The following is a 14,579-nucleotide window of genomic DNA, read 5'->3' as shown; positions in this document are numbered from 1 at the left end:
GCACTCAACCATAAAAAGAAGGGAGGCTGCAGCCCATGCCCAAAGGATACTGGGTGGCCCATGTGGATGTGCAGGACATGGAACGCTATGAGGACTATAAGAATGCAGCCAAACCGGTGCTGGCTGAGTTCGGTGCAAAGTTCCTGATCCGCGGCGGCGAGCGCGAGGTACGCGAAGGCGCGTTCCGCTCGCGCACTGTTGTCCTTGAATTCAAGGATTTCGAAACTGCAAAAGCCTGCTATGTTTCCATGGCTTATCAGGACGCCAAGGCCTTTCGCGATCTGGTCTCGTCGGGTGATATGCAAATCATCGAAGGGTACGGCGGTTAACCCGCCCGCCCAACCGCTTTGACCGAGGTCTGCTGATGCCGCTGCTTAAGAAATTCTTCCAAGCGTTCCGCCCGACTGAGCGCCCCGGATTGCCGGACCCGGATGCCGAATTGGCCCTGGGTGCCCTGCTGGTGCGGGTGGCGCAGTCCGACCGCGATTACCAGCTGGAGGAAATCAGCCTGATCGACCGGATCCTGGCCCGGCTCTACCAGCACAACGCAATTGAGGCCGCCAAGGTGCGCGCTACCTGCGAAAAGCTGCACGCCGCGGCGCCGGAAACCGACACCTTCGGGCGGCTGATCCGCGAGACCACCGGGCTGGAGGAACGACTGGCGGCGATGGACGCGCTGTGGGAGGTGGTGCTGGCCGACGGCAACGAGCACGCGGGCGAAGTCACCATCGTCGAAGAGGCCCGCAAAGCGATGGGCCTGTCTTATGCCGACAGCCAGAAAGCCCGCGCCCGCGCGGTCGGGAAATTCAGCGGCACAGCGGAGGAAACCTGATGTTCAAGGAGCTTCTGCAGCGATTGCTGGAACCTGCGCCCGCGCCGCTGGATGATGAGGGCGCGCGGCTTGCCCTGACCGCGCTGCTGGTGCGGATTGCCCGCTCGGACCACAATTATTCCGAAGTCGAGAAAGACCGGATCGACCGGATCCTGTCCACCCGCTACCGGCTGGACACCGGCGGGGCGCTGATCCTGCGCGAACAGGCTGAAGCGATGGAGGCCGAGGCGCCTGACACCGTGCGCTTCACCCGCGCGATCAAGGACGCCGTGGCTTATGAGGACCGCACGGGTGTGATTGAGGCCCTGTGGCAGGTGGCCCTGGCCGATGGCCACCGCGATGCAAATGAAGATGCTCTGCTGCGGCTGTCCGCCAGTCTGCTGGGGGTTTCGGATGTGGACAGCGCAATGGCGCGCAAACGGGCAGAGGCTGCTTTATGATTGCTCATCTTGGAATGTACGACCGTCCGGAAACGGCAGCGGCCAACGACCGGTTCTGGGCATTGATCCGCGCACAACTGGGCCGCGGGCCGGAACAGCTGACCCGTGGCGCCGATTTCTGGGAGGTCTGGAAATCGCCGGAGCTGCTGCTGTCACAGACCTGCGGCTGCCCGTACCGCACCCGGCTGTATGGCGAGGTGGAGCTGGTGGGCACCCCGGACTACGGCCTGCCGGGCTGCCCGGCGGGTTATTACAACAGCGTCTTTATTGCCCGCGGCGCGGACGCGGGGCGGCCGCTGTCTGCCTTTGCCGGGCGCCGCTTTGCCTATAATGAAGGGTTGTCGCAATCCGGCTGGGCCGCACCGATGGTGCATCTGCACGACCGCAGCATCCTGCCAGGTGCGCTGCTGGAAACCGGCGGCCACAGCCTGTCGGCGCAAGCCGTTGCCGAGGGCCGGGCCGATTTTGCGGCCCTGGACGCGCTGACCTGGGAACTGGTCAAGACGCACGACGGGTTCGCCGAAGGGCTGACCGAAATTGAACGCACTGAGCCAACCCCGACCCTGCCCTACATCACCGCCCTGGACCAGGACCCGCAGGCGCTGTTTGCTGCCATCGAAGCTGCAATCCGCGCGCTGGACGAAGACAGCAAAACCCTTTTGCATCTGAAAGGGCTGGTGCAGTTTGCCCCCAGCGACTACCTGGCGGTGCCGACACCGCCCGGCCCGGTGCTGACCGAACAGCGCATCCGTGCTGCGTAACTGACGCAGCGCCCCCTTCCGAAATGGCGGCTCATCCGGTCATTTCGGCGCCTGCGGTGCCGGCTTGTGCGGTTTGAACGTTGCATTCGGTCTTTTTTTCGGTCCAATAAGAACGAATTTCCACTTACAGGGACAAAGACACCTTGACCGATACTTCGCCCGTTCTGCAAATCCGCGGCCTGCATAAATCCTATGGCGAGCTGGAAGTGATCAAAGGCGTTGATATCACCGCCCACAAGGGCGACGTGGTCTCGCTGATCGGGTCTTCGGGATCAGGCAAGTCTACCCTGCTGCGCTGCTGCAACCTGCTGGAAGACAGCCAGCAAGGCGAAATCCGGTTCAAGGATGAGCCGATCACCTGGTCGGGCCAGGGTCTGAACCGCCGCCCGGCGGACGCCAAACAGGTCCTGCGCATCCGCACCAATCTGTCGATGGTGTTCCAGCAGTTCAACCTGTGGGCCCATATGACCATCCTGCAGAATGTGATGGAGGCGCCGGTCACCGTGCTGGGCCGCGACCGGGCAGAGGTCGAAGAAAAAGCCCGCCACTATCTGGCAAAGGTCGGCATCGGCGACAAATGGGATGTCTACCCGGCGCAGCTTTCGGGCGGCCAGCAGCAGCGCGCCGCAATTGCCCGCGGGCTGTGCATGGAACCCGAAGCACTGCTGTTCGACGAGCCCACCTCTGCGCTCGATCCCGAGCTGGAACAGGAAGTTGTCAAGGTGATCAAGGACCTCGCCGCTGAGGGCCGCACCATGCTGATCGTGACCCATGACATGAACATGGCGGCGGATGTTTCCAGCCACATCGTGTTCCTGCACCAGGGGCTGATCGAAGAAGAAGGTTCGCCGGACGAATTGTTCGGCAACACCCGCTCACCGCGGCTGAGGGCATTCCTGTCCTCGACCCGGCACGGCCAATAAGCAATAACAAACAGACCCAATAACCAAACAGAACGGGAGTAAATACATGAAATCACTGATCCTTGGCACCGCCGCCCTGGCGCTGACCGCAGGCATGGGCCTGGCGGACACCGTGCGCCTGGGCACCGAGGGCGCCTATGCACCGTGGAACTTCGTCAATGACGCAGGCGAGATCGACGGCTTTGAACGCGAATTGGGCGATGAGCTGTGCAAGCGTGCCGAACTGACCTGCGAATGGGTCAAAAACGACTGGGATTCGATCATTCCGAACCTGGTTTCCGGCAACTACGACACCATCATCGCCGGCATGTCGATCACCGACGAGCGCGACGAAGTCATTGATTTCACCCAGCCCTACACCCCGCCGGATCCGTCCGCCTATGTTGCCCAGTCGGCAGACGTTGACCTGGCAAGCGGCGTGATTGCGGCCCAGGCGACCACCATTCAGGCCGCCTTTGTGGCCGAACAGGGCTGGACCCTGGTCGAATTCGCCACCCCCGAAGAAACTGTCGCAGCAGTACGCAACGGCGAAGCAGACGCGGTTCTGGCCGACAAAAGCTTCCTCGACACGGTTGTGGGCGACGATCTGGTGATGCTGGAGAAATCCGAAGCACTTGGCGGCGGCGTTGGCATGGGCTTCCGGGAATCTGACGGAGACTTGCGCGGCACGTTCGACGCGGCGATCCAGACCATGAAAGACGACGGCACGCTGAACGAACTGATCGCCAAATGGGAAGTTTCCTCCCAGTGGTAATCTGATCCTGTTACAGGATCTGCAGGCCCGCCGCTGCGGCGCGCGGGCCTCATTCATTCTCATCCGGTGCCGCGCGCCGGGCGTGAACAGAGAAAGACAGGCTCACTTATGTTTTCCTATTGCACGGACCCATCGACGCTTGAGGGGCTGAGCTGGCTCAGCTGCTACCTGACCACCGGCAAGCATTTGAACCTTTATATCTCGGTCTTTGTGGTCCTGACCCTGCTGGCCATCACCGCTCCGGTTGCGCTGATGTTCGGCTTTGGCGCTGCCAGTGCCGCCCGTTCCAAATTCCTGCCGCTGCGCTGGTTCGGCATGGGCTATACCAGCATTGTGCGCGGCGTGCCCGATATTGCCTTCTTCCTGTTTTTCGTCATCGCGCTTGACCAGGCGTTCGAGTGGATGCGCCACAAGGTGAAATGCCCGGAATGGGACGAACCGGTCCGCCGCGGCATCGATTTTGTGGTCTGCGATGCAGCGAAACTGCCGCTGTCCACCGCACCGCAATGGGTGCATGAAACCTACGGCTTCTTCCTGGCGGTTCTGACCTTCTCGATCGTTTTCGGCGCCTTTGCCGCCAACGTCCTGTTTGGCGCCATGCGCGCCGTGCCGCGCACCCAGATCGAAACCGCCGAGGCCTATGGCATGACCAGCCGCCAGGCCTTCTGGCGCATTCTGGTGCCGCAGATGTGGGTCTATGCGCTGCCGGGTCTGTCGAACCTGTGGATGGTGCTGATCAAGGCCACGCCGCTTTTGTTCCTGCTGGGGGTCGAGGACATCGTTTATTGGGCGCGGGAGCTTGGCGGCACCAAGACCGCCAGGTTCACCGACTACCCGCATCCGAATTGGCATGTCTGGTATTTCGCCGCGCTGCTGGTGTTCTACCTGTGCTTTACCAAACTGTCCGAAGTCGCCCTGGACCGGATCATGAAGCGTCTGACCCGAGGCCAGGCCACCGCAGCAGGCGAAGCACAAAGAAAGGCCGCGGCATGAGTTGCGTTGAAACCATCCAGGCCTATGCCTTCCGTTCTTTGGGCTTTGGCGAACGGCTGCTGCCCAAGGGCGAGTACACCCTGTGCGAGCACTTTACCCTGATCGGATCCGGCCTGATCTGGAATATCTACTTTGGCATCATCGCTCTGACGACCGGCTTTTTCCTGGCCGTCGCCCTGGCGGTTGGCAAATCCAGCCCCAACCCGGCGTGGCGCAAACCGGCGGAGTGGTTCATCTTTGTGTTCCGCGGCAGCCCGCTGTTCATCCAGTTCTTCTTTGCCTACGCCTGCTTCCTCAGCCTCAAAGGCGTCTCCAGCTTCTTTGATCCGTTCACCTCGGCCTGGCTGGGCGCGCTGGTTGTGCTGTTCTTCAACACCGCGGCCTATTCGGGCGAGATCTTTTATGGCGCGCTTTTGTCGATCCCCAAGGGCGATATCGAGGCTGCGGACGCCTATGGCATGACCGGCTGGACCCGGTTCCGCCGCATCACCTTCCCGACCATGATGCGGCTGGCCTGGCCTGCCTACACCAACGAGGCGATCTTCCTGTTCCACGCCACCACGCTGGTGTTCTTTTCGGGCTTTCCGGCCTGGCAGCAAAAGGGCGATGCGCTGTACTACGCCAGCTATTTCGCGGACAAGACCTTTAACCCCTTTGTCCCCTACCCGATCCTGGCCTTCTACTTCATTCTGCTGACACTGGTTGTTATCTCGGTGTTCGGTTTTGTGAACAAGCAGCTGAACCGGCACCTGCCGCAAGAGCGGCGCAGCCGCACCAGGCTGAAGATCAACCTGATCCGCTGAATGCAGAATGGCTCCTTCGGGAGCCATTTTTTTGGCGATCGCTGGATCATACCGGGCGCACTCGGTGCCTCACACCGCAGGGGTTTCTCCCGCAAGATTGGGTCGCCGGGGCGTCGGCTCAAACTTTTGATCAAATTATCTTGGCGAATGCAATTCTCTGCGCTAGGGTTGGCGCAACGCATTCATGGAGCCCCCTATGGACCTGTCCGGACTGAAGACCATCCGCATTGCCGCCTGTGACATGAACGGCCAGATGCGCGGCAAGCGCCTGCCTGCGGGCATGGCAGCCAAGCTGGACAGCGGCGCGGCGCGGATGCCGATCTCCACCCTTAATGTCGATCTCTGGGGCCGCGACGTTGAAGACAATCCGCTGGTGTTTGAAACCGGCGACGCCGACGGGGTGATGCTGCCGACCGAACGCGGTGCGGTGCCGATGCCCTGGCTCAAAAGCGCCTCGGCGCTGGTGCCGATGGCAATGTACTGGGAAGATGGCTCTGCCTTCCTTGGCGATCCCCGCCATGTGCTGGCCGATGTGCTGTCGCGGTATGCGGCACGCGGCTGGAGCGTTGTGGCCGCCACTGAGATGGAGTTCAGCCTGCTGGATGACAGCGGTCCCCGCCCTGCCCCGCCGATCGACCCGCAGACCGGCCGTGAGCTGGATCAGCAGTCGGTGCTGTCGGTGGCAGAGCTGGACGCATTCGATGACTTTTTCACGGATCTTTACGACGGTGCCGAGATGATGGGCATTCCTGCCCAATCGGCAATTTCCGAGGCGGGACTGGGTCAGTTTGAGATCAACCTGAACCATCAGGAGGCGATGCGCGCAGCAGATGATGCCTGGCTGTTCAAGGCCTTGGTAAAAGGGCTTGCACGCAAACACGGCTTTGCCGCGACCTTCATGGCGAAGCCTTATGCTGAAGAAGCCGGCAACGGTATGCATGTGCATTTCTCGGTCGAGGATCAGGACGGCAGCAATGTCTTTGACGACGGCGGCGAAAAGGGGTCGGACCTGCTGATGCACGCGGTGGCGGGCTGTCTGGCGGCGATGCCCGCCAGCTCGCTGATTTTTGCCCCGCACGGTAATTCATATGACCGGCTGGTGCCTGGCGCCCATGCGCCCGTCAGCGCCGCCTGGGCCTACGAAAACCGCACCGCCGCCATCCGTATCCCCGGCGGCAGCCACAAGGCGCGCCGCATTGAACACCGCGTCGCCGGCGGCGACATCAACCCCTACCTGATGCTCGCAACCGTGCTTGGCTCTGCCCTGGCCGGGATCGAAGATCAGATGCAGCCGCCCGCTCCGTCCGAGGGCAACATCTACGAGATCCAGGGCCTGCCGCAGCTGGCCGCCGACTGGGAGACCGCGATCAACTGGTTTGAGACCGACCCGCTGATCGCCCGTGTGCTGCCGGACCTTGCCATCCGGAACCTGGTGATGACCAAGCGGCAAGAGCTGATAGGCTTTGCCGAACGCCCCCGGGAGAGCCATTGGCTGTCCTGGCTGGAAGCGGTATAGAGCCGCGTTGCCTTAAGGGGATTGGCAAGGCGCTTGCCTGCTCCAGCCCCCTCAGCTAGGCTCAATTTGATCAAATCTGGTGACTTATGAAAATCGGCATCCTGCAAACCGGCCACTCCCCCGAAGATCTGTTCGGCCCTTTCGGAGATTACGACGGCATGTTCCGCGACATGCTGGACGGTAACGGCTTTGAATTTCAAACTTGGGCCGTGGTGGACGGGGTGCTGCCGGACAGCGCCGATGCGGCAGACGCCTGGCTGATCACCGGCTCCAAGCATGGCGCCTATGAAGATCACGCCTGGATCCCGCCGCTGGAGGATCTGATCCGCGAAATCAACGCCAGGAAACAGCCGCTGGCCGGTATCTGTTTCGGCCATCAGATCATCGCCCAGGCGCTTGGCGGCAAGGTCAGGAAGTTTGAGGGCGGCTGGGCCGTGGGCCGTGTCACCTATCAGGTGGACGGCCAGGACTTGACCCTTAATGCCTGGCATCAGGATCAGGTGGTGGAACGGCCCCAAGGTGCCCGCGTGCTGGGCGGCAACGATTTCTGCGAAAACGGCATTCTGGCCTATGGCGATCACATCATCTCCTGGCAGCCCCACCCCGAATTCCCCAGCGCCTTTGTCGGCGGCCTGATCGAAAAACGCGGCCGCGGCGTGGTGCCGGACGACCTGCTGGACCGTGCAGCCGCTGAGCTGGACGCCCCCGTGGACAACCAAGAAATCGCAACCCTCCTCGCAGAATTTTACAGGAAAGAGAGGACGTAATGTCAGCCTGGCTCGACGCCCTTCCCGAAGCAGCAAAAACCTATCTGGAGGGCCGTCGTCTCGACGAAGTTGAATGCGTTATCTCGGACCTTCCCGGTATCGCCCGTGGCAAGGCGGTACCGGCATCCAAATTCGCAAAAACCGACTATTTCCACCTGCCCGACAGCATCTTCTACCAGACCATCACCGGCGACTGGGCCGATGCCGCGGATGAGGACGGCTGGATCGAAAAGGACATGACGCTGAAGCCGGACATGTCCACGGCCACGGCAGCGCCCTGGACCGGCGACTGGACGCTGCAGGTGATCCACGACGCCTATGACAGGCACGACAAACCGATCCCTTACAGCCCCCGCAACGTGCTGAAACGGGTGGTGCAGCTTTATCATGACAGGGGCTGGAAGCCGGTTGTGGCACCGGAAATGGAGTTCTTCCTGGTTGCCCGCAACATTGATCCCGCGCATGAGATCAAGCCGATGATGGGCCGCTCCGGCCGTCCGGCGGCAGCGCGCCAGGCCTATTCGATGACTGCCGTGGATGAATTCGGCCCGGTGATCGACGATATCTATGATTTCGCCGAGGCCCAGGGTTTTGAAATCGACGGCATTACCCAGGAAGGCGGCGCCGGCCAGCTGGAGATCAACCTGCTGCACGGCGACCCGGTCAAACTGGCGGATGAAGTCTTCTACTTCAAACGGCTGATCCGCGAGGCGGCGCTGCGCCACGACTGTTTTGCCACCTTCATGGCCAAACCGATCGAGGATGAGCCGGGTTCAGCCATGCACATCCACCATTCGGTTCTGGATATGGAAACCGGCGAGAATATCTTTTCCGACCCGCAGGGCGGCGAGACAGACGCGTTTTACAACTACATTGCAGGGTTCCAGAACCATCTGCCGGCGGGGCTGGCAGTGATGGCGCCATATGTGAATTCCTACCGCCGGTATGTGAAGGACCACGCAGCCCCGATCAATCTGGAATGGGCACGCGACAACCGTACCACGGGCATCCGGATCCCGCTGTCGGGTCCCGCGGCACGGCGGGTGGAAAACCGCATCGCCGGCATGGACTGCAACCCGTACCTGGGCATCGCGCTGTCGCTGGCCTGCGGCTATCTTGGCCTGATCAACGAGGAGCGCCCGCGCAAGCAGTTCAAGGGCGACGCCTATGAGGGCGAAGGCGATATCCCGCAAGTGATGGGTCAGGCGCTAGATCTTTTTGACGAGGCCACCGAACTGCATGAGGTTCTTGGCCCGGAATTCGCCCGCGTCTATTCTATCGTGAAACGCGCGGAATATGACGAATTCCTTCAGGTGATCTCCCCCTGGGAGCGCGAACATCTGCTGATGAACGTGTAAACCTCCGGCGCTGCGCCCCGGTGCAGCGCCAATGCAGTTGAGTATTTACAGAAAGATGAAGTGCAGGCTGTCCCGGCGGACGACTGCGCCGGAAAGAGGTGTGCTATGGGCATGAACCTGCTCTATTCCAATGACCGGAAGGGCGAATATCCAAACAGCTGGTATGCGGCGACCGCCACGCCGATGGATCGCTTCGCGGCACTTGATGGCGACGTGACGGCCGATGTTTGTATCGTCGGCGGCGGCTATACCGGCCTGTCCGCCGCGCTGCATCTGGCTGAGGCCGGGCAGCGTGTTGTGCTGCTGGAAGCGCACCGCGCAGGCTTTGGCGCCTCGGGCCGTAATGGCGGCCAGCTCGGCAGCGGCCAGCGGATGGAACAGGACGGGCTGGAAGCGCTGATGGGCAAAGCAGACGCGCAAAAGCTCTGGCAGCTGGGTGAAGATGCCAAGGATCTGGTGAAATCCCTGATAGCCCGGCACAATATCGATTGCCATCTGACCCCCGGCATTGCCCATGCATGTTTCTCCAAAGGCGAGGCAGCCCATGAACACGCCTATGCCGAACATCTGCAAAGCCGTTACGGCTACGATCAGATCCAGCCGCTGGATGAGGCTGGTTTGCACGCCATCTGCCCCTCGCCCGCCTATCAGGGCGGATCTTTGGACTTGGGGGCCGCCCATCTGCACCCGCTGAACTATGCCCTGGGCCTGGCCCGGGCGGCCGCTGATGCCGGGGCGCAAATCTGTGAGCAAAGCGAGGTTCTGGACATCCAGGAAGGCGCACAGGTCCGTGTGCAGACTGCAGGCGGAACCGTGTCAGCCGGCCATTTGATCCTGGCCTGCAACGGCTATCTGGGCGGGCTGAACCATCAGGTCGCGTCGCGGGTGATGCCGATCAACAACTTCATCGTGGCAACCGAACCGCTGGGCGAAGACGCAGCCCGGGTACTTGCCCGTGACGTCGCGGTGGCAGACAGCAAATTTGTGGTCAACTACTTCCGCCTCAGCCATGACAAGCGGCTGCTGTTCGGCGGCGGCGAAAGCTATGGCTACCGCTTTCCCGCCGATATCGAGGCCACAGTGCGCAAACCGATGCAGCAGATTTTCCCGCACACCAAGGACGTCCGGGTCGACTATGCCTGGGGCGGCACATTGGGCATCACCATGAAGCGGATGCCCTATCTGGCGCGGCTGGCGCCCAATGTGCTGACGGCCTCCGGCTATTCCGGCCATGGTGTCGGCACCGCCACCCATGCAGGCCAGCTAATGGCGCAGGCGATACAGGGACAGGCGGAAGGGTTCGACACCCTGGCCCGCGTCCCCGCCCCGCGTTTCCCGGGCGGGCCGCGGATGCGCTCGCCGCTCTTGGTGCTGGCAATGACTTGGTTTGCCTTGCGCGACCGGCTGGGGGTCTGACCCCAGGCCGGTTTCCGCGCAACTCCGCAACATTTCTGTGAAATCCCGCCTGCGCCGGCATTTTCCGCCGCGTCGCCTCTTGGCATTTCCGGCATCTAGATTTACATTTCCTGAAGCAATAATTCAGGATTTTGAAATATGGCTCTGCCGCCCAACGTTCATGACGCTGAACCCATTCCCGCAGCCGCCCTTGAGGCAATCGAGGCCCTGATGCAGTCGGGCGACCTGTTCCGCTACACCGCGCCGGAAAACGCTCCGGTCACGCTGCTGGAACAGGAATATGCGGACCTTTTGGGCAGCAAATATGCGCTGGCAGTCTCCTCCTGCTCCGCCGCCTTGTTCCTGTCATTGAAAGCGCTTGGCCTGCCGCGCGACGCGCGCGTGCTGATCCCCGCCTTCACCTTCGCCGCCGTACCGTCGTCGGTGGTTCATGCCGACTGCGTGCCGGTCCTGTGTGAGGTCGGCGACAACTACCGTATCGACATGGGTGACTTTGAGGCCAGGCTGGACAGCGTGCAGGCGGTGATCATCAGCCACATGCGCGGCCATACCTCTGATATGGATGCGATCATGGCGCTGTGCGGTGCCCGCGGCATCCCGGTGGTCGAAGACGCGGCCCATTCGCTGGGCACCACTTGGAACGGCCGGAATATCGGCACCATCGGTAAGGCCGGCTGCTTCTCGTTCCAGTCCTACAAGATGGTCAACGCCGGCGAAGGCGGTATCCTGATCACCGACGACGCTGACCTGATCGCTCGCGCCGTGATCATGTCCGGCGCCTATGAGCACAATTGGAAAAAGCATAAAGGTCCGCATGGGGAAAACACCCCCGATCTGGAGCAGGCCTTTGCCAAGTGGCAGAACCAGCTGCCGCTGTATAACCTGCGGATGAGCAACCTGTCCGCCGCGGTGATCCGCCCGCAGCTGCCGGAACTGGCGCGCCGGGTGCGCGACGGGCTGGCCAACCATGACTATGTGGCCGAACGGCTGAATGCCTCCCCTTTCTTTGACGTGCCCGAACCGCTGGTCCCTGAACGCCGCGCGCCGGATTCGATCCAGTTCAATCTGGCAGGCCTCAGCGAGGCGCAGACCCGCGCCTTTGCCAGTGCGGCAGAAGCCAAGGGCGTCAAGGTGCAGGTCTTCGGCCTCTCTACCGACAATGCCCGCGCCTTCTGGAACTGGCAGTTCCTGCGCGATCAGCCCGATCTGCCGCAAACCCGCGCCATGCTGATGAAGGCCTGCGACGTGCGCTTGCCGGTGCGCCTGCCCCAAGCCGAGCTGGATGTGATTGCAGACATTCTGCTGTCCGCGGTTGAGGAGACCATGGCCAAGGCCGCAGCCTGAACGCCACAGGTGATGTAAAGAAGATACCGCCCCGGCATTATGCCGGGGTTTTCCTGATTGCAATCCTGGCTTGCGCCGTACAGTTTGCCGCCATGACTCCGCTTCCCGAATTCGAACGGCGCCCGGCCACGGCTCTGGTTGCGATGGCCAATGCGCTCAGCATGGGCGATCCCGTCAGCGAAGACGCGCTGACGCAAATCATCCGCGCGGTTGCCACCAGCAGCAGTGAACGGGCTGCGCTTTTGGCCGCCATCGGGGCCGCGAACGACCCGGAAACCGGCCTCACCGTGGCGGATCTGCTGACTGCCTTCGCCACCCGGGCCGGAGATGCGGAAGCCCAGGCGCAGGATGCCGATCAGGTGATCGGCCAATGGTCGCAACGCCTGGCAGCAGGCGCGCTTCTGGCCAGCTTCGGCGCCGCCATTGCCGGCACAGTAACGGGCGGGCTGGCCTTTGGCCTGACCCTTTTGTCTTTTTCAGGGTTCATTTTTGCCACCGCGTCCCGCCTCGGCGGACGCGCGCGGCGGCGGATCAAAACGCAAGAACGCGAAGCCGCGGAAACACTGGCCCGCCATGTTCTGGAAGCAGCAAAGAACACGGGCAGTACAAAGTGATATGGAAATTTCAACTCTCCATGCCTATATTGGTCCTGAAACCGGAGAACATCATGTTTGAAGCTATGGGAATGGAAACTGTCATCGTCAGCGCAATTGCCGGGGCCTGCACCCTGTCTTTTGCTGCAAGCGTCTATTTGTTCTATCGCTCCAAACCGCAACCGGAAACCGGTGATCTGGACAAAATCGTCAGGAATGCGCCGTACCACCGGCTGCACAATATCCTGAAAATCAAACCCAGCGCCTGACCGCCGACCCCGGCGTCTGGCCCCCGGCGCAGCGCACGGGCGCTGCAAATCCTACGCAGAAACCGCACAAAAAGAGAATGGCACCGCACCGCGGTGCCACGCCCAACTGTAAGGAACAGTCGCAGACTGTTTGCGAACAGGCGGGAGCCCCTGTTGATCAGGCCCCCGCTGCCGCCAATCGCCTCACTTCATCCTGGACAGTTTTTCCTGCAGCTCAGCCAGCTGCTTCTTGATGTCGTCCAGGTCCTCGCCGCCTTCGGATTTCTCTTCCCCCGGTGCGCCGCCGGGCCAGCCAGCCGTGCCAAGGCCGCCGGTCATCGCCTTCAGAAACGCTTCCTGCTGCGCCTTCATCGCCTCAAATCCCGGCATCTTGGCCATCGGATTCATCGCGCTCATGTTTTCCATCATCTTGGACTGGCTTTCGCGCAGCATATCAAAGGAAGACTGCAGAAACTGCGGCATTACCCCGCCGCCGGGCACCATGTAGCTGCGCACCAGATCATTCAGAACATTCACCGGCAGCACATTCTCGCCGCGGCTTTCATGCTCTGCAATGATCTGCAACAGGTACTGCCGTGTCAGGTCATCGCCCGTTTTCAGGTCGACGATCTGCACCTCGCGCCCTTCCCGGATGAACCCCGCGATATCCTCCAGCGTGACGTAATCGCTGGTCTCGGTGTTATAAAGCCTGCGGCTCGCGTACCGCTTGATCAGCAAGGGTTTGTCCTGCTCTGCCATGTATTCCCTCCCCGGTCATGACGCATCGCAGCAAAGCCTATGCCAGCGCAGAACAAAAGGGAAGCCTTCGCATGTTTTCCGCAACATTTGTTCCGGACAGCCCTGCTGCGGCGGTCTTCAAGACGCTTGACCTCAACCCGGCTTGAGATTTTACAGAGGATCCCGCAATAGAATCTGCAGCAGGAAAGCGCGGGACATGAAAATCCTGATCCTCGGCGGCACCGGATCCATCGGCACCGCCGTCACCCAAGACCTGGTCCGGCACGGCCATGACGTTACCGGCCTCAGCCGCTCGGTCGCCTCGGACCGCAAACTGACAGCACTGGGTGCCCGCCCCTTGCGCGGCGATCTGCGCCACCCCGGCAGCTGGGTCCGCGAAGTGTCCCGCGTGGACGGGCTGATCCAGCTGGCGGCCACCTTTGGCCCGGACATGGCAGAGACGGACGCCGCCGCCATGACCGCCATCCTGCGCCAAGCGGCCCTGCGCCCTGAACCTCTGCGGCTGATCTATACTGGCGGCTGCTGGCTGTACGGCGCGACCGGCAACCGGATCGCCGATGAGGCCAGCCCCTTAAGGCCGATCAAAGCCTTCGCCTGGATGCAAAAGAATGCCTGCGCCGCCCTTGCAGCCCCTGCGGTTTCAACCGCGGTGATCCACCCGGCGATGGTCTATCACCCGGATGGCGGCGTGTTTTCCCGCTACTTGGAGGCTGCCCGTCATAGGATACCGTTTGAGATCTGGGGCAGTATCGCAACCCGCTGGCCCTTGGTCGAACGTGCGGATCTTGCCCGCGCCTACCGTCTGCTGATGGAGCGCCCCAAGCTAACAGGCCACTTCAATGCCAGTGCGGAAACCGGCGTGCCAGTGGCAGAGATCACCCGCGAGATTGCCCGGCGCCATGGCCATGACGCCAGCTATGTTGTGCGCAGCCTCAAGCACGTGCTGATCAAATACGGCGATTGGGCCGAGGGACCGGCATTGGACCAGCAGATGGGCTCTGCAAAACTGCGCCAAATGACTGGCTGGGAGCCGCAATACACCAGTTTCCGCAATGCGCAGTTTTGACCTCAA

At 61.8% G+C, this 14,579-nt stretch carries 17 protein-coding genes; 16 read left to right on the top strand and 1 reads right to left on the bottom strand.

Annotated elements, in window-relative coordinates:
• Nucleotides 1-35: 35 nt before the first annotated feature.
• The 15 genes from K3724_RS07450 (at nt 36) to K3724_RS07380 (ending at nt 12,769) form a co-directional block, all read left to right on the top strand.
• A complete protein-coding gene (locus K3724_RS07450) occupies nt 36-329 on the top strand; it encodes a DUF1330 domain-containing protein (protein ID WP_259991455.1) in 294 nt (97 codons plus the stop codon).
• A 41-nt stretch (nt 330-370) separates the two neighbouring features.
• On the top strand, nt 371-832 hold the full coding sequence (locus tag K3724_RS07445; RefSeq protein WP_134831307.1) for a TerB family tellurite resistance protein: 462 nt from the start codon (nt 371-373) through the stop codon (nt 830-832).
• Nucleotides 832-1,272 carry a TerB family tellurite resistance protein gene (locus tag K3724_RS07440; RefSeq protein ID WP_259991453.1) on the top strand — a complete coding sequence of 147 codons (441 nt, stop codon included), beginning with the start codon at nt 832-834 and terminating at the stop codon, nt 1,270-1,272. Before K3724_RS07445 ends, K3724_RS07440 begins: the two co-directional genes overlap by 1 nt.
• On the top strand, nt 1,269-2,033 hold the full coding sequence (locus K3724_RS07435) for a phosphate/phosphite/phosphonate ABC transporter substrate-binding protein (RefSeq protein ID WP_259991451.1): 765 nt from the start codon (nt 1,269-1,271) through the stop codon (nt 2,031-2,033). The genes K3724_RS07440 and K3724_RS07435 overlap by 4 nt, the downstream gene beginning before the upstream one ends.
• Nucleotides 2,034-2,176: 143 nt before the next feature.
• Nucleotides 2,177-2,956, top strand: a complete 780-nt coding sequence (locus K3724_RS07430) for an ABC transporter ATP-binding protein (protein ID WP_259991449.1) — start codon at nt 2,177-2,179, stop codon at nt 2,954-2,956.
• Nucleotides 2,957-3,002: 46 nt separating this feature from the next.
• The gene (locus K3724_RS07425; RefSeq protein ID WP_259991447.1) at nt 3,003-3,710 is read left to right on the top strand and encodes a transporter substrate-binding domain-containing protein; all 708 of its coding nucleotides are present in this window, start codon (nt 3,003-3,005) and stop codon (nt 3,708-3,710) included.
• Nucleotides 3,711-3,818: 108 nt separating this feature from the next.
• A complete protein-coding gene (locus K3724_RS07420; protein WP_259991445.1) occupies nt 3,819-4,703 on the top strand; it encodes an ABC transporter permease in 885 nt (294 codons plus the stop codon).
• On the top strand, nt 4,700-5,506 hold the full coding sequence (locus tag K3724_RS07415; protein ID WP_259991443.1) for an ABC transporter permease: 807 nt from the start codon (nt 4,700-4,702) through the stop codon (nt 5,504-5,506). The genes K3724_RS07420 and K3724_RS07415 overlap by 4 nt, the downstream gene beginning before the upstream one ends.
• A 196-nt stretch (nt 5,507-5,702) precedes the next feature.
• A complete protein-coding gene (locus K3724_RS07410; RefSeq protein WP_259991441.1) occupies nt 5,703-7,022 on the top strand; it encodes a glutamine synthetase family protein in 1,320 nt (439 codons plus the stop codon).
• 86 nt (nt 7,023-7,108) lie between these two features.
• Nucleotides 7,109-7,789 carry a type 1 glutamine amidotransferase gene (locus tag K3724_RS07405; protein ID WP_259991439.1) on the top strand — a complete coding sequence of 227 codons (681 nt, stop codon included), beginning with the start codon at nt 7,109-7,111 and terminating at the stop codon, nt 7,787-7,789.
• Nucleotides 7,789-9,147, top strand: coding sequence for a glutamine synthetase family protein (locus tag K3724_RS07400; protein ID WP_259991437.1), 1,359 nt, complete (start codon nt 7,789-7,791; stop codon nt 9,145-9,147). The genes K3724_RS07405 and K3724_RS07400 overlap by 1 nt, the downstream gene beginning before the upstream one ends.
• Before the next feature lie 105 nt (nt 9,148-9,252).
• Nucleotides 9,253-10,563, top strand: coding sequence for an FAD-binding oxidoreductase (locus K3724_RS07395; RefSeq protein WP_259991434.1), 1,311 nt, complete (start codon nt 9,253-9,255; stop codon nt 10,561-10,563).
• Nucleotides 10,564-10,701: 138 nt separating this feature from the next.
• Complete coding sequence (locus K3724_RS07390; protein WP_259991432.1) at nt 10,702-11,907, top strand: DegT/DnrJ/EryC1/StrS aminotransferase family protein; 1,206 nt, start codon at nt 10,702-10,704, stop codon at nt 11,905-11,907.
• Nucleotides 11,908-11,999: 92 nt separating this feature from the next.
• Nucleotides 12,000-12,521, top strand: coding sequence for a hypothetical protein (locus K3724_RS07385; protein ID WP_259991430.1), 522 nt, complete (start codon nt 12,000-12,002; stop codon nt 12,519-12,521).
• Nucleotides 12,522-12,574: 53 nt separating this feature from the next.
• Nucleotides 12,575-12,769 carry a hypothetical protein gene (locus tag K3724_RS07380; protein WP_259991428.1) on the top strand — a complete coding sequence of 65 codons (195 nt, stop codon included), beginning with the start codon at nt 12,575-12,577 and terminating at the stop codon, nt 12,767-12,769.
• Between the two features lie 183 nt (nt 12,770-12,952).
• Here the strand turns inward: K3724_RS07380 and phaR are convergent, their stop codons facing one another.
• Nucleotides 12,953-13,507, bottom strand: a complete 555-nt coding sequence (gene phaR / locus K3724_RS07375) for a polyhydroxyalkanoate synthesis repressor PhaR (RefSeq protein WP_259991426.1) — start codon at nt 13,505-13,507, stop codon at nt 12,953-12,955.
• 196 nt (nt 13,508-13,703) lie between these two features.
• Between phaR and K3724_RS07370 the strand changes: the two genes are divergently transcribed.
• Nucleotides 13,704-14,573 carry an NAD-dependent epimerase/dehydratase family protein gene (locus K3724_RS07370; protein WP_259991425.1) on the top strand — a complete coding sequence of 290 codons (870 nt, stop codon included), beginning with the start codon at nt 13,704-13,706 and terminating at the stop codon, nt 14,571-14,573.
• Nucleotides 14,574-14,579: the final 6 nt, after the last annotated feature.

The sequence above is a fragment of the Leisingera sp. M658 genome (assembly GCF_025144145.1).
In the GTDB taxonomy this organism is placed as follows: Bacteria; Pseudomonadota; Alphaproteobacteria; order Rhodobacterales; family Rhodobacteraceae; genus Leisingera.
Note: the sequence above shows the minus strand (reverse complement) of the source record. Positions and strands in the feature narration are given on the sequence as shown.